The sequence below is a fragment of the Nocardia amikacinitolerans genome, from assembly GCF_900215415.1.
Taxonomy (GTDB): Bacteria; Actinomycetota; Actinomycetes; order Mycobacteriales; family Mycobacteriaceae; genus Nocardia; species Nocardia amikacinitolerans.
Genome location: NZ_OBEG01000009.1, coordinates 247,764 through 266,208, shown reverse-complemented (window position 1 = coordinate 266,208; position 18,445 = coordinate 247,764). Strand labels below are relative to the sequence as shown.

16 protein-coding genes, 1 rRNA gene and 1 pseudogene are annotated in these 18,445 nt (G+C 69.8%); 15 read left to right on the top strand and 3 right to left on the bottom strand.

The window, feature by feature from the left end; genetic code table 11:
- Window positions 1-225 precede the first annotated feature (225 nt).
- The 7 genes and pseudogenes from rrf to recN all read left to right on the top strand — a co-directional run bounded on the left by rrf (window position 226) and on the right by recN (window position 8,018).
- Window positions 226-342, top strand: a 5S ribosomal RNA gene (gene rrf, locus CRP45_RS31915).
- An 892-nt stretch (window positions 343-1,234) separates the two neighbouring features.
- A pseudogene (locus tag CRP45_RS35370) lies at window positions 1,235-2,404 on the top strand (tetratricopeptide repeat protein); the annotation flags it as partial.
- An 842-nt stretch (window positions 2,405-3,246) separates the two neighbouring features.
- Window positions 3,247-4,137, top strand: a complete 891-nt coding sequence (locus CRP45_RS31905) for an HAD-IIA family hydrolase (RefSeq protein WP_097248325.1) — start codon at window positions 3,247-3,249, stop codon at window positions 4,135-4,137.
- 13 nt (window positions 4,138-4,150) lie between these two features.
- Window positions 4,151-4,459, top strand: a complete 309-nt coding sequence (locus CRP45_RS31900) for a hypothetical protein (RefSeq protein WP_084483179.1) — start codon at window positions 4,151-4,153, stop codon at window positions 4,457-4,459.
- 1 nt (window position 4,460) lies between these two features.
- Window positions 4,461-5,282, top strand: a complete 822-nt coding sequence (locus CRP45_RS31895) for a TlyA family RNA methyltransferase (RefSeq protein WP_067788262.1) — start codon at window positions 4,461-4,463, stop codon at window positions 5,280-5,282.
- On the top strand, window positions 5,279-6,271 hold the full coding sequence (locus CRP45_RS31890; RefSeq protein WP_097248324.1) for an NAD kinase: 993 nt from the start codon (window positions 5,279-5,281) through the stop codon (window positions 6,269-6,271). Before CRP45_RS31895 ends, CRP45_RS31890 begins: the two co-directional genes overlap by 4 nt.
- Window positions 6,249-8,018 carry a DNA repair protein RecN gene (gene recN, locus CRP45_RS31885; RefSeq protein WP_097248323.1) on the top strand — a complete coding sequence of 590 codons (1,770 nt, stop codon included), beginning with the start codon at window positions 6,249-6,251 and terminating at the stop codon, window positions 8,016-8,018. The genes CRP45_RS31890 and recN overlap by 23 nt, the downstream gene beginning before the upstream one ends.
- 66 nt (window positions 8,019-8,084) lie before the next feature.
- Here recN and CRP45_RS31880 read toward each other — a convergent pair whose 3' ends face one another.
- Window positions 8,085-8,507, bottom strand: coding sequence for an SRPBCC family protein (locus CRP45_RS31880; protein WP_097248322.1), 423 nt, complete (start codon window positions 8,505-8,507; stop codon window positions 8,085-8,087).
- 159 nt (window positions 8,508-8,666) lie between these two features.
- On the opposite strand from CRP45_RS31880, the gene CRP45_RS31875 reads away from it, so the two are divergent.
- The gene (locus CRP45_RS31875) at window positions 8,667-9,002 is read left to right on the top strand and encodes a hypothetical protein (RefSeq protein WP_067788253.1); all 336 of its coding nucleotides are present in this window, start codon (window positions 8,667-8,669) and stop codon (window positions 9,000-9,002) included.
- Window positions 9,003-9,203: 201 nt separating this feature from the next.
- On the top strand, window positions 9,204-10,391 hold the full coding sequence (locus tag CRP45_RS31870) for a zinc-dependent alcohol dehydrogenase (RefSeq protein WP_067788251.1): 1,188 nt from the start codon (window positions 9,204-9,206) through the stop codon (window positions 10,389-10,391).
- A gap of 1 nt (window position 10,392) precedes the next feature.
- Here the strand turns inward: CRP45_RS31870 and CRP45_RS31865 are convergent, their stop codons facing one another.
- Complete coding sequence (locus tag CRP45_RS31865; RefSeq protein ID WP_067788250.1) at window positions 10,393-10,614, bottom strand: lipopolysaccharide assembly protein LapA domain-containing protein; 222 nt, start codon at window positions 10,612-10,614, stop codon at window positions 10,393-10,395.
- Between the two features lie 232 nt (window positions 10,615-10,846).
- Entirely contained in the window at window positions 10,847-11,230 is a 384-nt protein-coding gene (locus CRP45_RS31860) for a nuclear transport factor 2 family protein (RefSeq protein ID WP_097248321.1), read from the bottom strand.
- A gap of 228 nt (window positions 11,231-11,458) precedes the next feature.
- Here CRP45_RS31860 and steA point away from each other — a divergent pair, with 228 nt between their 5' ends.
- From steA to CRP45_RS31830, 6 genes are all read left to right on the top strand, one after another.
- A complete protein-coding gene (gene steA, locus CRP45_RS31855) occupies window positions 11,459-12,685 on the top strand; it encodes a putative cytokinetic ring protein SteA (protein WP_067788247.1) in 1,227 nt (408 codons plus the stop codon).
- Entirely contained in the window at window positions 12,685-13,629 is a 945-nt protein-coding gene (locus CRP45_RS31850) for a copper transporter (protein ID WP_097248320.1), read from the top strand. The genes steA and CRP45_RS31850 overlap by 1 nt, the downstream gene beginning before the upstream one ends.
- Before the next feature lie 157 nt (window positions 13,630-13,786).
- Entirely contained in the window at window positions 13,787-15,499 is a 1,713-nt protein-coding gene (locus tag CRP45_RS31845; RefSeq protein ID WP_097248319.1) for a CTP synthase, read from the top strand.
- 7 nt (window positions 15,500-15,506) lie between these two features.
- Complete coding sequence (locus tag CRP45_RS31840) at window positions 15,507-16,166, top strand: NUDIX domain-containing protein (RefSeq protein ID WP_097248318.1); 660 nt, start codon at window positions 15,507-15,509, stop codon at window positions 16,164-16,166.
- A gap of 12 nt (window positions 16,167-16,178) precedes the next feature.
- Window positions 16,179-17,120 carry a site-specific tyrosine recombinase XerD gene (gene xerD / locus CRP45_RS31835; protein WP_097248317.1) on the top strand — a complete coding sequence of 314 codons (942 nt, stop codon included), beginning with the start codon at window positions 16,179-16,181 and terminating at the stop codon, window positions 17,118-17,120.
- Window positions 17,121-17,429: 309 nt separating this feature from the next.
- The gene (locus CRP45_RS31830) at window positions 17,430-18,374 is read left to right on the top strand and encodes a ParA family protein (protein ID WP_084483178.1); all 945 of its coding nucleotides are present in this window, start codon (window positions 17,430-17,432) and stop codon (window positions 18,372-18,374) included.
- Window positions 18,375-18,445 lie beyond the last annotated feature (71 nt).

Here is an 18,445-nt window from a genome sequence, read left to right as displayed (position 1 = left end):
CTAATCGGCCGAGGACTTACCAACGAAGAAGCTACGCGTCCACTGTGCGGTATCTGAAACAACACACAGACACCGAGTGATCGAACCACAACAGCCCACGGTTGTTGTGATTCGGTCGAGAATTCGAGGGTTCGCCCTCGGAATCTTCCCTTTGTCGGGAGCTCGAGGGTATGGCCCTCGAATCACCCGACGTGGGTACGCGGTGTGTGGATAGTTTCATAGAGTTACGGCGGCTATAGCGGTGGGGAAACGCCCGGTCCCATTCCGAACCCGGAAGCTAAGGCCACCTGCGCCGATGGTACTGCACTCGACAGGGTGTGGGAGAGTAGGACACCGCCGGAACATCCTTTCACGATAGGGGACCCAATTCTGGGTCCCCTATCGTCGTTTGGGGTGCTTTCGCGCCCCTGGCGCCGTCGAGTCCGAGCCCCGCCGACGGCACGTGATTCAATTTGATGGGGCCCTGAACAACCTCAGCGGAACCTAGAGAGGGATCACCGTGTCCGAAGACAACGACGGTCGGAAGCCATTCCGACGTAGCGCTTCCGCCTCCGGTCAGCGCGACGCCGGTTCTGACCGGCCGTCCCGCGGCACGGGTGGCTCCTACGGATCGTCGCGCGGCGGGTTCGACCGCAAGGGCGGGTCCGGTGAACGCGGTGAGTCCGGTGGACGCGGCGGCTTCCAGCGCCGCGAGGACTCCGGCGGCCGTGGTGGTGCCGGACGACACGAGGGCTCAGAAGGTCGCGGCGGTTTCCGGCGAGGTGAAGGCTCCGGCGAGCGCGGCGGTTACGGTTCGCGCGGTTCTTCCGAAGAGCGCGGTGGTTTCCAGCGTCGGGGCGAATCGAGCGAACGCGGCGGTTTCAAACCGCGCCGCGACTCCGATGACAAAGGTTTCAAGCCACGCGGCGGTTCCGAGGATCGCGGCGGCTATGGCCGCGGCGGCTCGGGCGAGCGCGGTGGATTCCAGCGTGGCGGTTCAGGGGAGCGTGGCGGTTTCGACCGTCGTGGCGGATCCGGTGAACGCGGCGGTTTCAACCGTGGTGGCTCGGGCGAGCGCGGCAAGTTCAACCGTGGCGATTCCGGTGAGCGCGGCGGTTCCGAGCGTGGTGGATACCAGCGTGGCGGTTCCGAGGATCGCGGCGGTTTCGGCCGCGGTGGCTCGGGCGAGCGCGGTGGATTCAGCCGCGGCGGTGGCGGCGAGCGCGGTGGTTTCGATCGTGGCAGTTCCGAGCGTGGTGGATACCAGCGCGGTAGCTCCGAGGATCGCGGCGGGTTCAACCGCGGCGGCTCGGGTGAGCGCGGTGGGTACGAGCGGCGCGGCGATTCCGGTGAGCGCGGTGGCTTCAAGCCGCGGCGTGACTCCGATGACAGAGGCTTCAAGCCGCGCGGCGAACGTGGTGGTTTCGATCGCGGCGGGGATTCCAGCGAGCGGCGCGGCTTCTCCGGGCGCGGCGAAAGTGAGCGTGGCGGATACGAGCGTCGCGGTGACTCCGGTGAGCGCGGTGGCTTCCAGCGGCGTGGTGACCGTCCCGATTACGCGCGGCGCGAAGGCGGACGCGGGGACGCCGAGGATCGCGGTTTCGATCGCGGCGAGAGCGGCGAACGCGGCGGCTTCAAGCGCCGGAGCGAATCGGGGGACTACGACCGCGGACAGCAGGATCGTCGACGCGGCGGTGAGGGCGCTCGCGCCGGCGGCGGCCGGTCCATGGACCGGCGCCCGCCGCGTCCCGAGGAACCGGATCTCCCTGAAGACGTGCAGGCGTCCGATCTCGACACCGCCATCCGTCGCGATCTGCTGAGCCTGGACAAGGGCAACGCCGAGACCGTGGCGCGGCACCTGGTGATGGCGGTCCGCCTCGTCGAGGACGATCCGCGCCTCGCGCTCGCGCACGCACGCGCGGCCAGACAGCGCGCGGGCCGGATCGCGGTCGTGCGCGAGACCGCCGGCGTCGTCGCGTACCACGCGGGTGAGTGGGCGGAGGCGCTGTCCGAGCTGCGCACCGCGCGGCGCATGTCCGGCGGTTCCGGTCTGCTCGCCGTGATGGCCGACTGCGAGCGCGGTCTCGGTCGTCCCGAGCGCGCGATCGAGCTGGGTCGTAGCGAGGAGGCTCGCGCGCTGAGCGGTGACGAGGCCACCGAGCTGCGCATCGTCGTGGCTGGCGCGCGCATGGATCTCGGTCAGTACGACCAAGCCGTGGTGACGCTGCAAACGTCCGACCTCGACCCGGAGCGCACCGGTTCCGCCGCGGCGCGCCTCTTCTACGCCTACGCTGACGCCCTGGTCGCCGCGGGCCGCACCGACGAGGGCCTGACCTGGTTCCTCAACGCGGCCTCCGCCGACCTCGACGGCGACACCGACGCCGAGGAACGCGCCGACGAACTGACCGGCGACACCGACCTGTAGTTCGAGTCGAGCCCGGCGATCGCCGGGCTGTCTCACCGACCCGACTCTGCGATTGTTCGATCGCCGAATCAGCGAAGGCCTCGCCGCGCAGGTAGGCACGAGTGTTGGTGGATGGAAGTCCCAGGTCGTCGTCGAGGTCGGAGGCGGTCCCGCATTCGCGACGACGAACCGTCGACGCCGGCGATCCGGGCTCGCATCTCGTGCCTGATTCGGTGAATGCAGTGGTTGGTCAGACCCTGCGGACGTCGTGAGTGTTGGACGCGCCCGCCGCTGAGACACTCGGATGTCGCTGTGAGGTATCCGTCCGGGCGCGCCTGAGGGGGATCGAACTGCGTTACTCGAGGTCTACACCGCGCGTCGGTCACGAACGAACAGGGCGCACCGGCCCCTGAGACGCTCGGCCGCCGCTGTGAGCTGTCGGCCGGTGTCGGTCCGAGGTTGCGCTGATGAGCAGCGGTCTGCTCGTTGTCCCTGAAGCGGCGGCGCGATCGTGTGCGAGATCGCCGGGGCCTCCCTTCAGCACCCCGCGTCAGCATTCGTAACCGACTGTGAAGCGTGGGCGCGGAACGGGTTTCGGGCTCGGGTAGACGGCCGGAACCGGGGTTCTACCGAGCGACGAGGCCACCGCGCGTGGCTGTGGAGTCGGCAACGCGATGCCGTACCTGTCGGCCGCCTGACGTAGGGTCTTAGGTCTCGGCGTGTTGTCGAGGCGGCTCGGATCGGCGGGCGTGCACGGCGACTCGGCCGCGGAGATCGGGCCGTGAGAGCGCCGCGACCCGACTACTGCTGGGCTCGCACGGAATTCGGTACGGCGCCGGAGGGTGACACGAAGTGAGAGTGGTGTGAAGCGGCTACGAGATCGCTACGAAGCCCTGCTGCTGGACCTGGACGGCACGCTGTACCGCGGTCCCGCGGTGATCGAGGGTGCGCCGGAAGCGTTGGCGGGCAACGGCGAGTCGGAGCAGCGGCTCGTGTACGTGACCAACAACGCCAGCCGCGGCCCGGAGGTGGTGGCCGAGCATCTGGCGGACCTGGGCTTCCCCGCGACCGCCGAGGACGTGGTGACCAGCGCCCAGGCGGCCGCGCGGCTGCTGGCCGAACGCCTGCGCCCCGGCGCCGAAGTGCTCGTCGTCGGCACCGATGATCTGGTCGCCGAAGTCGACGCGGTCGGCCTGCGCGGCATCCGCCGGTTCGACGGTACCGTGCCCGCCGCCGTGGTGCAGGGGCATTCCCCGCAGACGGCTTGGCCGGATCTGGCCGAGGCCGCCTACGCGCTGCGCGCCGACGCGCTCTGGGTGGCGGCCAACACCGACAAGACACTGCCGAACGAGCGCGGTCTCGCACCGGGCAACGGCGCGATGGTCGCCGCGCTGCGCGCCGCGTCGGACCGCGAGCCGATCGTCGCGGGCAAACCGTACGCGCCGCTGCTGGAGGACGCGCTGGTGCGCGCGGGAACCCGCAGCGCGCTGGTCGTCGGCGACCGGATGGACACCGACATCGAGGGTGCGCAGCGCGTCGGACTCGAATCGCTGCTCGTGCTGACCGGCGTGAGCACCCTGGACGAGCTGCGCACCGCACCCGAGGCGCGCATCCCCACCTACGTCGCGGATTCGCTGGACGCGCTGAACCATCCGCCGGTCGACGACGACTCGACCGACGACCTGTCCGAGCGGCTCCGTCGCAACCCCGGTCGGGCGGTGACGGTGCGCGCGTCCGGTTCGGAAATCCGATAGCGTTGGCAGCACGATGACTACTCCGACGCCCCGCCCGCAGGGACCCGGCGTGCCCGGTCCCGGACCGAACGCGCCCCGCCCCGGCATCCCGCTGCCCGGCAGGCATCTGCCCGGCGCGCAGGGCCGCCCGGAGCCCGCCGACCCGGACCGGATCCGCAGCGAGATCGACAGCCTGCTCGCCGAGCTCGACGCGCGCGGCGCTGCCTTCGGGGCGGCAGCGGAGAGCGCGGAATCCGGCGTCGACATCACCCGGCGCGCTCGCATCCTGGAGCAGGCACACGACGTGCTGGTCCAGGCCCTGGCTACGGTGGACAAGATCTGAGGTGGCCAGGCGGGCACGAGTGGACGCCGAACTCGTTCGCCGCGGGTTGGCGCGATCGCGGGAGCACGCGGTCGAGCTGATCGGCGCGGGTCGGGTCCTGATTGCTGGATCGGTCGCCACGAAACCGGCGACCGCGGTGGAGGCGGGCACCCCGCTGCTGGTGCGGGAGGAACCCGACGAGGTGCAGTGGGCCTCGCGCGGCGCGCACAAACTCCTCGGCGCGCTGGAGCGTTTCGAGGCCGAGGGCGTGCGTGTCGCTGGCAAGCGCTGTCTCGACGCGGGCGCGTCCACCGGCGGGTTCACCGACGTGCTGCTCAGCAGGGGCGCGCGCGAGGTGGTGGCCGTCGACGTCGGGTACGGCCAGCTGATCTGGCGGTTGCAGAACGACGACCGGGTGCGCGTGTACGACCGCACCAACGTCCGCAACCTGACACCCGAACTCATCGACGGCACGGTCGAACTCGTCGTCGGTGACCTGTCCTTCATCTCGCTCGGCTTGGTGCTTCCCGCACTCGCCGCCTGCGCCGCCGATGGCGCCGACCTGCTGCCCATGGTGAAACCGCAGTTCGAGGTGGGCAAGGAACGGGTCGGCTCCGGCGGTGTGGTGCGTGATCCGGCGTTGCGCGCGGAGGCCGTGCGGACGGTCGCCGCGGCGGCCGCCGAGCACGGGCTGCGCACGCTCGGCGCGGTGGCCAGCCCGCTGCCGGGTCCGTCGGGCAATGTCGAATACTTTCTGTGGCTGCGCAAGGACGGGCAGTTCGAATACGACGCGGAACAGGTCGCTGCTCTCGTCGAGCGTGCGGTTGAGGAGGGTCCACAGTGAACGCGGTGGCGCCGGTATCCGGCGGCCGGGAGATCCTGCTCGTCTCGCATCCGGGCCGGGCCGAGATCATCGAGACCGCCCACCGGGTGGCGAAGATCTTCACCGAGGCGGGAATCGGGCTGCGGGTTCTGGACGACGAGGCCGACAGCACCCGCTTCGACGTCGAGGCCGGGCCGGACGCGGTGGCCCTCGCGGCCCCGGGCGGCTATCCGGTGCGGGTGGTCGAGCACGGCCCCGACGCCGCGGTCGGCTGCGAGATGGTGCTTGTGCTCGGCGGTGACGGCACGTTCCTGCGCGCCGCCGAACTGGCGCGTCCCGCGGCGGTGCCGGTGCTGGGAATCAACCTGGGCCGCATCGGTTTTCTCACCGAGGCCGAGGCCGAGCACCTGGACGAGGCATTGGGTCAGGTGGTGCGCGGCGACTACCGCATCGAACACCGGATGACGATCGACCTGTCGGTCCGGGTGGACGACGAGGTGGTGGAGACCGGCTGGGCGTTGAACGAGGCCAGCATCGAGAACGCTTCGCGGATGGGCGTGTTGGAGGTGGTGCTCGAGGTCGACGGGCGTCCCGTCTCGGCGTTCGGCTGCGACGGCATCCTGCTCTCCACGCCGACCGGTTCCACGGCCTACGCTTTCTCGGCGGGCGGGCCGGTGGTGTGGCCGGAGCTGGAGGCGCTGCTGGTGATCCCGAGCAACGCGCACGCGCTGTTCGCGCGGCCGCTGGTGACCAGCCCGGAGTCCAGGATCGCGGTGGAATCCGTTGCCACGGGCCACGATGCGATAGTTTTCCTGGACGGCAGGCGCACCATGGCGCTGCCGAAGGGCGGCCGCGTCGAGGCCGTCCGCGGCGCCGAGCCGGTGCGCTGGGTGCGGTTGGACTCCGCGCCGTTCGCGGACCGGATGGTGCGCAAGTTCCAGTTGCCTGTGACCGGCTGGCGAGGCCGACGGCGAACGGAGAGCACACGTGCTGACAGAGATCAGGATTGACAGCCTCGGCGTCATATCCACCGCCACGGCGCAGTTCCACGAGGGTCTCACCGTCCTGACCGGTGAGACCGGCGCGGGCAAGACCATGGTGGTGACCAGCCTGCACCTGCTGAGCGGGGCCCGCGCCGACGCGGGCCGGGTGCGGCTCGGCGCGGCGCGCGCGGTGGTGGAGGGCCGGTTCACCGTCGAGGACGTGAACGAGGCCGCCCGCATCGAGGTCGGACAGGTGCTGGAGTCGGCGGCGGCCGAGGCCGACGACGACGGCAGCATCATCGCGATCCGCACGGTCGGCAGCGACGGACGCTCCCGCGCGCACCTCGGCGGGCGCGGCGTGCCCGCCTCGGTGCTCGCCGATTTCACCGCGCCGCTGTTGACCGTGCACGGCCAGAACGACCAGCTGCGCCTGCAACGCCCGGAACAGCAGCTCAACGCGCTCGACCAGTTCGCGTCCGAGACCGTCGGCCCGCTGCTGCGTAAGTATCAGGTGCACCGCCGCTCCTGGCTGGACGCACGCAACGAACTGCTCGAACGCACCGCGCGCAGCAGGGAATTGGCGCTGGAGGCCGATCGGCTCAAGCACTCGCTCGCCGAGATCGACGCCATCGCACCGGAACCCGGCGAGGACGCGCGGATCGTCGGCGAGGTGCGCAGGCTCAGCGACCTGGATTCGCTGCGCGAGGCCGCGGCGACCGCGCACGACGCGCTGGCCGGTCCGGCCGACGCGCCCGAAGACGGTTCCGGCGCACTGGAATTGCTCGGCGCCGCGCGCTCGCGGCTGGAATCGGCCGACGACCCGGCGCTGTCCGCGCTCGCGCCCCGGCTCGGTGAGGCCATCGCGGTGGTCGTCGACCTGACCACCGAGCTCAGCGGCTACCTCTCCGATCTGCCGTCGGATCCCGGCGCGCTCGATTCGCTGCTGACCAGGCAGGCCGAACTCAAGAGCCTGACACGTAAGTACGCGCCCGACATCGACGGTGTCATCGGGTGGGCCGACGAGGCGCGCGCCCGGCTGGACTCGCTGGACGTCTCCGAGGAGGCGCTCACCAAGCTGGCCGCGGAGGTCGACATCGCCGCCGAACGCGTGCGCGCGGCGGCTCGCAAGCTCACCGCGGCCCGTACCAAGGCGGCGGGCAAGCTCGCGGCGGCGGTCAGCGCCGAGCTCGGCGGTCTGGCGATGGGGAAGGCGCGGCTGGAGGTCGAGGTGCGCCCGGTGCCCGCGGGGGCTCAGGATTCCGCGCCGCTGACCGTCGACGGCGCCGAACTGCACGCGGGTTCGTCCGGTGTGGACGAGGTCGAGTTCCGGCTCTCCGCGCATTCGGGCGCGCAGTCGCTGCCGCTGAGCAAGAGCGCATCCGGTGGCGAGCTGTCGCGGGTGATGCTCGCGCTCGAGGTGGTGCTCGCCAGTTCCGATCACGGCGCGACGATGGTGTTCGACGAGGTCGACGCCGGTGTCGGCGGCCGGGCCGCGGTGGAGATCGGCCGCAGGCTGGCCAGGCTCGCGCGCACCCACCAGGTCATCGTGGTGACCCACCTGCCCCAGGTCGCGGCGTTCGCCGACACGCATCTGGTGGTGGACAAGTCCGACGACGGCAAGGGCAAGGTCAACAGCGGTGTTCGTGCGCTCACCAAGGACGAGCGCGTCATCGAGCTGGCCCGCATGCTCGCCGGTCTGGACGACACCGAGACCGGTCGCGCGCACGCCGAGGAACTCTTGGAGACCGCCCGCGCGGAGCGCGCCACCGCCTGAGTTCTCGAAAACGCGAAAGGCCCTCGCCCCGAATCGCTTCGGAGCGAGGGCCTCGTCACGTACGCCTCAGCGGAACGCCTTCTGCGCGCCCTTGATGAACTGGTTGATCAGGACCCGCAGGCCGGCCTCGACCGCCTTGGCGGGCACCGGAAGGCTCGGTTCCGATTCCATCGTGTACGTCACCCGGGTGCCGCCGTCGGCGTCGGCGAAGGTCACGATGCCGACGTGGCGCTTCACCGGGACGCCCTTGACGATCTTGTATTCCATCCGCTCGCCGGGCACCAGCTTGGTGGTCTCCTCGATGAAGCCGAGGCTGCCGCGGCCTACCACGTACTGAGCGCCCACGCCGGAGGGCGTCGGAGAACCCGGCTTCTTCAGGGTGAACTGCACGCCGGGGAGGTGGCCGTTGATGCCGTCCCGTTCGGCGAAGAACTTGTAGACGGCCTCGCGCGGGGCGGGGATTACGGCGTCGACGGTGCTGGTGGCCATGCGTGTCTCCTCTTCGAGCTGTCTGTGACGGAAGTGTATAGGTACCACGTCACGCCCCGGGGTGCCGTGTAGGCGCGGTCACATTCCGTCGATTCGGTTTCGGCGCGCGCTGACGGGCAACTGCGGGTACATCGACAGACGAACTTCAGGAGGACGACGATGTTCCGAACGGGTCTTCGCTTGGCGTTCATCACCGCGGCCGCCGCCTCGGCGGTCGTGCTCGGCGGCGGGCTCGCCGCCGCGGCCCCGACGCTCACCGCCGACACCGCGGAGGAAGGCAGCATCGCGGTCGGCAGCAACCCGGCGGGTGAGCAGTGGACATGCGTGCTCGTCGGCTCGGCCGAGGAGGCGGGGAGCCGCTTCGACATGGCGCGCGCCGGAGAGAGCCGCGGCGGGTTCGCCGCGGGCAGCACGGTGACCGCGGGATGCCTCAACACCCAGTCGTTCGCCATCACCGTCGTCACGGGCGTGACCTCGCTCGACGACGCCGACTGACGCGGTCCGGCCGCCGAGGAGTTTCGGTAGGCGGCCCGGCTCGGTCGTTCGAAGACCAAGGCGGGCCGTCTGCGACAGCACTCGCGTCGGAGCGCCTGATTTCGAGATAGGCAGGCCGGAGCGCGCTCCCGGCCTCGACAAAGACTTGGTCCGACGGCGCGTCAGGGCCGCCGGTATTCGAACACTCGGCGAGGAGACCGCATGAAGGCCGTGACGTGGCAGGGCAGGCGCAAGATATCGGTCGATTCCGTGCCGGATCCGCGCATCGAATCGCCCACGGACGCGATCGTGCGGGTGACGTCCTCGGGCATCTGCGGTTCCGATCTGCACCTCTACGAAGTGCTCGGCGCGTACATGAGCGAAGGCGACGTGCTCGGGCACGAGCCGATGGGCATCGTCGAGGAGGTCGGCTCGGAGGTGACCGCTCTGTCCAGGGGCGACCGGGTGGTGGTGCCCTTCCAGATCAGCTGCGGTCGCTGCGTGATGTGCGCGGCGGGTCTGCCGACCCAGTGCGAGACCACGCAGGTCCGCGACTACGGCAGCGGCGCCGCATTGTTCGGCTATTCCAAGCTCTACGGCCAGGTGCCGGGCGGGCAGGCCGAGTATCTGCGTGTGCCGTACGCCGACCACACGCACATCAAGGTGCCCGAAGGTCCCGGTGACGACCGCTTCCTCTACCTTTCCGACGTGCTGCCCACGGCGTGGCAGGCCGTCGAGTACGCCGGGGTGCCGGACGGGGGTTCGGTCACCGTGCTCGGCCTCGGCCCGATCGGTGATATGGCGTGCCGGGTCGCCGCGCAGCACGGTTACCGCGTGATCGGCGTCGATCGCGTGCCCGAGCGCTTGGCGCGGGTCGCCGCGCGCGGTATCGAGGTGCTCGACTTCGAGGCGGTCGGTCAGCCGCTCGGCGATGTGATCAGGGCACTGACCGAGGGCCGAGGCACCGACGCGGTGATCGACGCTGTCGGAATGGAGGCGCACGGCTCGCCGTTCGCCTCGATCGCCCAGCGCTCCGCGGCCTACCTGCCGGACGCCGTGGCGCAAAAGCTGATGGACAACGCGGGCATCGATCGTCTCGCCGCGCTGCACTCGGCGATCGACATCGTGCGCAGGGGCGGGACGATCTCGCTGGTCGGCGTGTACGGCGGGATGGTCGATCCGATACCGATGCGGGTGCTCTTCGACAAGCAGATCCAGCTGCGGATGGGCCAGGCCAACGTCACCCGCTGGGTCGACGACATCATGCCGCTGCTGGTGGACGGCGATCCGCTCGGCGTGGAATCCTTTGCCACGCACCGTCTTCCGCTGTCCGCCGCGCCCGAGGCCTACGCGATGTTCCAGCAGAAGTCCGACGGTGCGGTGAAGATTGTGCTGGAACCGAGCGCCTGAGCTAGCGCCGCTTGCGCATGGTCAGCACGCCGGCGATCCAGCCGACGGCGAACATGACGAGCAGGATCAGCCACATCGGCGACTGCACGCTGATCAGCAGGAATTCGATCGTCACCTTGGTGCGGTTCTCGAAGACGAACACCACCGCGAGCACCGTCAAAGCCAGTGCCGCCCACTGCGTGGGCGAGATCCGCGACAAGAACGAACGGGATTCGGTGGCCATCGGTCGATCCTCTCTGCCCGGGTGCCTGCCGTGCCGTCGCCGCCCCCGCGGCTACACCGCGAACGTGCTCGGCAGTGAGAAGTCGCTCCAATGTAGCCGAGTCCCTCGAATGGTGGTGACGATGACACGGAACTACCGCATCGACCTCAGTCATTGGCGATATAGGCGTCGGTCTCGGAAAGGTAGCTGTCCAGTGCCGCCGAAGGCGCTGCCCCGCCGACCCTTCGAAGCCTCATCCGGCGGCGTCGGTGAGTTGGGTGAGCACGCACAGCCAGCGGCCGTCGCGGCGCGCGAACACATCGGTGGTCCATTCGTCGGCGTCGACGCGCTTGCCCTCGTAGTGCGCCGTGTTACGTACCCGCACAGTCAGCGTCGCGGCCTCCCCGTAGACCCGAATCCGAGGTTCGCCGACCCTCTCCATCATCGAATGGCTCAGTGTTCCTTCGCGCACCAGCTCCAGGAATCCGGACCCCTCGAACACTCCGCTTGCTGATACGAAAACCCAGTCGTCGGAGACGAATTCGGCGATACGCTCGGCGTCGTTGGCCACCAGCGCCGCCAACCACTCGTCATACCGCCGAAGCAGATGCTCCGCGACGATCCCTGAATCAGCCATACCGAGAACGGTAGATCCGGCCGGCGCGGCCCGGCTTGGACGAAAGGAATCGCGCCTACTCGCGAATCATGCCTTGGAGCGGCCCCGCTGTCCGAGACGCCCGCGAGCGTGAAGACAACGGTCCGGTCGGTTCGATTATGGGACTGGCTTGTATCACTGTGACGAATGGGGCGGGTGGTTCCGGCGCGCCTCCACCAGTGGTTGAGGGTTTGCGGCCATCATCGGGCCATGAGGATGCTGGCGTTGTTGTCGAAGAACACCGAAACGCTGCCCGGTCTGACCGGGACGGCCCGGGTGGATCGCAACACCCGGCGCCTGCTGCGGCGGGTCGGTCCCGGCGATGTTGTCGTACTCGACGAGATGGACCTGGATCGGATCACCGCCGATCGGCTGGTGCAAGCGGGGGTGGCCGCGGTGATCAACACCTCGCCCTCGATCTCCGGCCGCTATCCCAACCTCGGTCCGGAAGTATTGGTGGCCAACGGCATTCCGCTGCTGGACACCGTCAGCTCCGACGCCTTCACCAAGATCAAGGACGGCAGCCGGGTCCGCATCGACGGTGGCGTCGTCTACGCGGACAAGCTGACCAAGAAGGAGCCGGAGGTCCTGGTCGAGGCCATCGAGCTCACCGAGGCCGCGGTCGCGGAGCGGATGATCGAGGCGCGCAACGGCCTGGCCGATCACCTCGAGGCCTTCGCGGGCAACACCATCGAGTTCGTCCGCACCGAGAGCGCGCTGCTCATCGACGGCATCGGGGTTCCGGAGCTGGATCTCGACATGAAGCGCAGACACGTGGTCGTGGTGGCCGACGGCCCCGACCACGTCGACGACCTGAAGCGGCTCAAGCCGTTCGTCAAGGAGTACGCGCCGATCATGGTCGGCGTCGGCCGCGGCGCGGACACCCTGATGAAGCAGGGATACAAGCCCGATCTCATCGTCGGCGATCCGGAGGAGATCACCTCGGCGACCATGAAGTGCGGCGCGGAGGTCATCCTGCCCGCGGACACCGACGGACACGCCAAGGGTCTGGAACGCATCCAGGATCTGGGTATCGGCGCGACCACCTTCCCGTCCTCCGGCTCGCCCGCCGACCTCGCGCTGCTGCTGGCCCATCACCACGGCGCCGCGCTGATCGTGACCGTCGGCGCGGCGGCCTCGCTGGACGACTTCTTCGACCGCGGCCGCCGCGACAGCAATCCGGCTACCTTCCTGACCAGACTCAAGCTCGGCACCAAGCTGATGGACGCCAAGGCCGTCGCCACCCTGTACCGCAACCGGGTGTCGGGCGTGGCGATCGCGATGGTGGTGCTTGCCGCGCTGATCGCGGTCATCGTGGTGCTGCTCGCCTCCAACTCCGGCGGCGAACTGCTCGACTGGGGCGTGGCCACCTGGAACCGCCTCACGATCCGGGCCGAGGGCCTCCTACAAGACTTGTCGAACACTCAGGGGCGGTAATGATCTCACTGCGCCAGCACGCGACATCGCTCGTGGCCGTCTTCCTCGCACTCGCCATCGGCGTGGTGCTCGGCTCGCAGACGCTCGCCGCCGACCTGCTGTCCGGACTGCGCGCGGACAAGACCGAGCTGGGTCAGCAGGTCGACGCGCTCGGCGCACAGCACCGCCATCTCACCGACCAGCTCGACGCCGCCGACCGATTCATCGCGGGCTCCGCCGACCGCATTCTCGGCGGAGTACTCGGCGGCCGCTCGGCCGTGGTCTTCACCACTCCGGACGCGGACGCCGCCGACGTCGAGGCGGTGTCGAAGGGCGTGGAGACCGCGGGCGCGACCGTGGCAGGCCGGATCGCGCTGACCAACGCGTTCACCGACGCGACCGAGGGCGACCGGCTGCGCACCGCGATCACCAACGTCATCCCGGCGGGCGCGCAGCTGCGCACCGGCGGCGTCGATCAGGGCAGCATGGCGGGCGATCTGCTCGGTCTGGTGCTGCTGCTCGATCCGGCCAACGCGCAACCGCGCAGCACCCCGCAGGAGCTGAGCCTGGTGCTGGAGACCCTGCGCGGCGGCGGCTTCCTCGCCTACGGCGACACCCCGGTGCAGCCCGCGCAGCTCGCGGTGGTGGTGACCGGCAACGGCGCGAAAGCCGAGGAGAACAGCCAAGGTTCGAATCTGGCCCGGTTCGCGGGCGGACTGCGCGGGCGCGGCGCGGGCGTCGTGCTCGCGGGCCGTTCTGGCGCGGCGGAGGGCGCGGGCCCGATCGCGTCCGCCAGGTCCGACGCGACACTGGCCACCACCCTGACCACCGTCGACAATCTGGATCGGGAGATCGGCAGGGTTACCGCCGTCCTCGGGCTCACCGAGCAGCTCCACGGCGGCGCGGGGCGATACGGCACCGGTGCGAAGGCGACCTCGCTCACCCTCGCCGCGCTGCCGGGCTGAGCCCGCGGACCGCCGCTATCCCTCGGTAGGTGCGGCCGCCGCCGGGCGATCCCGCTCACAGTCGAAGACCCGGCGCTCTGACCGACTTCTGGCGATCGGTCAGCAAACGTGCGTGGCGTTCGTTTCACCGGGCCTGGACGTGTTACCGTGAAGACCCGTGGGTCAAACACGGATTCAGACGCGAACCGCTACCAAACACATCTTCGTCAGCGGTGGTGTCGCCTCCTCATTGGGTAAAGGCCTTACCGCTTCCAGCCTCGGTCAGCTGCTGACGGCGCGCGGTCTGCGCGTCACCATGCAGAAACTCGACCCCTATCTGAACGTCGATCCGGGCACCATGAATCCGTTCCAGCACGGAGAGGTGTTCGTGACGGAGGACGGCGCCGAGACCGATCTCGACGTCGGCCACTACGAGCGGTTCCTCGACCGGGACCTGTCCCGCGACGCGAATGTGACCACGGGGCAAATCTATTCGTCGGTCATCGCCAAGGAGCGCCGCGGCGAGTACCTGGGCGACACGGTGCAGGTGATCCCGCACATCACCGACGAGATCAAGAGCCGCATCCTCGCGATGAGCGGACCCGATCTGCAGGGGCAGACCCCCGACGTGGTGATCACCGAGATCGGCGGCACCGTCGGCGACATCGAGTCGCAGCCCTTCCTCGAGGCCGCCCGGCAGATCCGCCACGACGTGGGCCGCGACAACGTCTTCTTCCTGCACGTCTCGCTGGTGCCGTACCTGGCGCCCTCGGGTGAGCTGAAGACCAAGCCGACCCAGCACTCGGTGGCCGCGCTGCGCAACATCGGTATCCAGCCCGACGCGCTGATCCTGCGCTGCGACCGCGAGGTGCCGCAGGCGCTCAAGAGCAAGATCGCGCTCATGTGCGACGTCGACGTGGACGCCTGCATCTCCACCCCCGACGCGCCCTCCATCTACGACATCCCGAAGGTGCTGCACCGCGAGGGCCTTGACGCGTACGTGGTGCGCAGGCTCGGTCTGCCGTTCCGCGACGTGGACTGGACCGTGTGGGGCGACCTGCTCGATCGCGTGCACTCGCCGCGCGAGGAGGTCGAGGTCGCGCTGGTCGGCAAGTACGTCGACCTGCCCGACGCCTACCTGTCGGTGACCGAGGCACTGCGCGCCGGCGGATTCGCCTCGCGCGCCAAGGTGAAGATCCGCTGGGTGCCGTCCGACGAATGCGAGACCGAGTCCGGCGCGGCGGCCGCGCTGCGCGACGTGGACGCGGTGCTGATCCCCGGCGGCTTCGGCATCCGCGGTATCGAGGGCAAGGTCGGCGCCATCCGCTTCGCCAAGACCAGGAAGATCCCGCTGCTCGGGCTCTGCCTCGGGCTGCAGTGCGTGGTGATCGAGGCGGCCCGCTCGGTCGGCCTGACCGAGGCCAACTCCGCCGAGTTCGAGCCCGACACCCCGCATCCCGTCATCTCCACCATGGCCGACCAGGAGCAGGCCGTGGCGGGCGAGGCCGATCTCGGCGGCACCATGCGCCTCGGCGCGTACCCGGCCACCCTGACCAAGGGTTCGGTCGTCGCGCAGGCCTACGGCGCCGAGCACGTGTCCGAGCGGCACCGGCACCGCTACGAGGTGAACAACGCCTACCGCGACAAGGTCGCCTCCAGCGGTCTGAAGTTCAGCGGCACCTCGCCCGACGGACACCTGGTCGAGTTCGTCGAGCTGCCCGCCGACGTGCACCCGTTCTTCGTCGCGACCCAGGCGCACCCGGAGCTCAAGAGCCGCCCGACCCGCCCGCACCCGCTGTTCGCGGCGCTCATCGCGGCGGCGCTGAAATACAAGCTGGCCGAACGACTTCCGGTGGACATCCCCGGCGAGGAACTGGCGAACGCGGAATAGGCATCGAATGAGCGACAGAGGGGGAGATGTGCCGGGCCGTCACGAATTCGAGACCGTCGCGAGCAAGACGCTGTACACCGGGGCGATCCTGGCGCTGCGCCAGGATCGGGTGGCGATGCCCGGCGGGCACGTGGTCGAACGCGAGGTCGTCGAGCACCACGCCGCCGTCGCGGTGGCCGCGATCGACGACGACGACAACATCGTGCTGATCCGCCAGTACCGGCACCCGCTCGGCACCCGGCTGCTCGAGCTGCCCGCGGGACTGCTCGACATTCCCGGCGAGGATCCGCTCGAAGCCGCCAAGCGCGAGCTCGCCGAGGAGACCGGGCTCGCCGCGCGGGAGTGGGCGGTGCTCGTCGACGTGGCGCTCTCGCCGGGCTTCACCGACGAGGCGCTGCGGGTCTACCTGGCGAGCGGGCTGTACGACACCGAGCGGCCGGACCCGGAGTTCGAAGAGGCGGACCTGGAATTGGTCCGCATGCCGGTCACCGAGGCGGTGCGCGCGGCGCTGGCCGGGGAGGTCACCAACGCCACCGCGGTGGCGGGCGTGCTCGCCCTCGTCGCGGCGCGATCCGGCGACACGCCGCTGCGACCCGCCGATGCGCCGTGGCCGGGGCAACCCACCGCGCTGCTGCGGCGTCAAGCGGCGCCACCGCAGGAAACCTGACAGTATTCCAGGGTGGTTGCGCGCGAGATCGACTCCTACCTCGACCATCTCGCGGTCGAGCGCGGAGCCGCGCGCAACACCCTCGGCGCCTATCGCCGCGATCTCGAGCGCTATCGCGATTTCCTGATCGGGCGCGGTGTCACGGAATTGGATCGGGTGGCGGAATCCGATGTCGCCGACTTCACCGTCGCCCTGCGCTCGGGCGGTGAACAGCATCCGCCGCTGGCCGCGAGTTCGGTGGCGCGCGCGTTGATCGCGGTGCGCGGACTGCACCGCTTCGCCGCGGCCGAGGGCCTCACCAGGACCGACGTCGCGCACGCGGTGAAGCCGCCCGCGCCGGGCAGGCGGCTGCCCAAAGCGCTGCCCTACGACAAGGTGCTGCGTCTGCTTGAGGCGGCGGGCGGCGCCATCGCGGCCGAGAACTCGGTCGACGGCGGACCGCGCGGGTTGCGCGACCGCGCCCTGCTGGAACTGCTCTACTCCACAGGCGCGCGCATCTCCGAGATGGTCGGCCTCGACGTCGACGATCTCGACACCGAGGACCGCGCCGTCGTCCTGCGCGGCAAGGGCGGCAAACAACGCATGGTGCCGATCGGCCGACCCGCGCTGTCCGCGGTGGAGGCCTATCTGGTGCGCGGGCGTCCGACGCTGGCCGCCGCGGGCAAGAATGCCGCGGGCGCGTTGTTCCTGAACGCGCGCGGCGGGCGGCTGTCGCGTCAGAGTGCTTGGCAAGTCCTGCAAACCGCCGCCGAACGCGCGGGAATCGGCGCGGCGGTCTCGCCGCACACCTTGCGGCACTCGTTCGCGACGCACCTGCTCGACGGCGGCGCCGACGTGCGCGTGGTGCAGGAACTGCTCGGCCACGCCTCGGTCACCACCACCCAGATCTACACGCTGGTCACCGTGAACACGCTGCGCGAGGTGTGGGCGACCGCCCATCCGCGCGCCCGCTGAGCCGCGCGCGTCGGCGTCGATCGCTCGTCGCCGACCCGGACAGCGGGTATCGTCCGAAATCGAAGTGCTTCCGGCAGCTCGGTCGCGACACGTGCGGCGAGTCGGGGTGGGAGAGCATCGCGACAGCAACGCGGGTGTCGCGTGTCCGAGCGCGGGTCTCGCGCGGTCAAGCGGTAGCGTCTACCGAGAGCTGGACCGTACGAAAGCGAGGTCGGGCCTGATCGGCCTCGCTAGGCTCGGCGAGGCAACGGGCAGGGAACGTCTAAGGAGCAGCGGATCGTGACGACAGCCGGCGCGGCGGAGCCGCCGATGGGTGCTGGGGCGCAGCCGCTTACGGGGCCCCGGTCGGACGGGTACTCGGACGCCGCGGCGGAAACGCTGTGGGGCAGCGGGGCCGAGCCCGTTCCGGACAGCCCGGAATTGGGACCGACCGGACGCCCACTGCGCCTGGTGCCCGACCCGCCGCCGGTCGCCCGGCACGGCGAGGCGCTCATCGTGGCCATGTGCAACCAGAAGGGCGGGGTCGGCAAGACGACCTCCACCATCAATCTCGGCGCGGCACTTGCCGAATACGGCCGACGCGTGCTGCTGGTCGATCTGGATCCGCAGGGCGCGCTCTCGGCCGGACTCGGTGTGGCCCACCACGATCTCGACCTCACGGTGCACAACCTGCTCGTCGGCAGCCGCACCTCCATCGACGACGTGCTGATGCGGACCAAGGTCGAGAACATGGACCTGCTGCCGAGCAACATCGATCTCTCGGCCGCGGAGATCCAGCTCGTCAACGAGGTCGGCAGGGAGCAGACCCTCGGCCGCGCACTGGAACCCGTGCGCGACCGCTACGACTACATCCTCATCGACTGCCAACCCTCGCTCGGCCTGCTCACCGTCAACGCGCTGGCCTGCTCCGACGGCGTCATCATTCCGATGGAGTGCGAGTACTTCTCGCTGCGCGGGCTCGCGCTGCTCAACGACACCGTGGAGAAGGTGCGCGACCGGCTGAACCCGCGGCTGAGCCTGTACGGCATCGTGGTCACCATGTTCGATGCCCGCCTACTACATTCGCGCCAGGTGATGGCGCGCGTCGTCGAGGTCTTCGGCGATCTGGTCTACGACACGGCCATCGCGCGCACCGTCCGCTTCCCGGACGCCAGCGTGGCCGGTGAACCCATTACCACGTGGGCGCCGAAATCCGGTGGTGCCGAAGCATATCGGTCGATGGCGCGGGAAGTCATCCACCGGTCCGGCCGGTGAGCGACGCAACCGACCCCGCACGACAGAGGACGACCACGCAGACGATCGGCCCGCACGTTGTCGAAGCGCGG

Excerpts from the sequence above, each read along its gene's own strand:
- CRP45_RS31900 (WP_084483179.1), top strand. The coding sequence starts at position 4,151 with ATGACTACTCCGACGCCCCGCCCGCAGGGACCCGGCGTGCCCGGTCCC.
- CRP45_RS31880 (WP_097248322.1), bottom strand. The coding sequence starts at position 8,507 with ATGGCCACCAGCACCGTCGACGCCGTAATCCCCGCCCCGCGCGAGGCC.
- CRP45_RS31875 (WP_067788253.1), top strand. The coding sequence starts at position 8,667 with ATGTTCCGAACGGGTCTTCGCTTGGCGTTCATCACCGCGGCCGCCGCC.
- CRP45_RS31870 (WP_067788251.1), top strand. The coding sequence starts at position 9,204 with ATGAAGGCCGTGACGTGGCAGGGCAGGCGCAAGATATCGGTCGATTCC.
- CRP45_RS31865 (WP_067788250.1), bottom strand. The coding sequence starts at position 10,614 with ATGGCCACCGAATCCCGTTCGTTCTTGTCGCGGATCTCGCCCACGCAG.
- CRP45_RS31860 (WP_097248321.1), bottom strand. The coding sequence starts at position 11,230 with ATGGCTGATTCAGGGATCGTCGCGGAGCATCTGCTTCGGCGGTATGAC.
- steA (WP_067788247.1), top strand. The coding sequence starts at position 11,459 with ATGAGGATGCTGGCGTTGTTGTCGAAGAACACCGAAACGCTGCCCGGT.
- CRP45_RS31850 (WP_097248320.1), top strand. The coding sequence starts at position 12,685 with ATGATCTCACTGCGCCAGCACGCGACATCGCTCGTGGCCGTCTTCCTC.
- CRP45_RS31840 (WP_097248318.1), top strand. The coding sequence starts at position 15,507 with ATGAGCGACAGAGGGGGAGATGTGCCGGGCCGTCACGAATTCGAGACC.
- CRP45_RS31830 (WP_084483178.1), top strand. The coding sequence starts at position 17,430 with ATGGGTGCTGGGGCGCAGCCGCTTACGGGGCCCCGGTCGGACGGGTAC.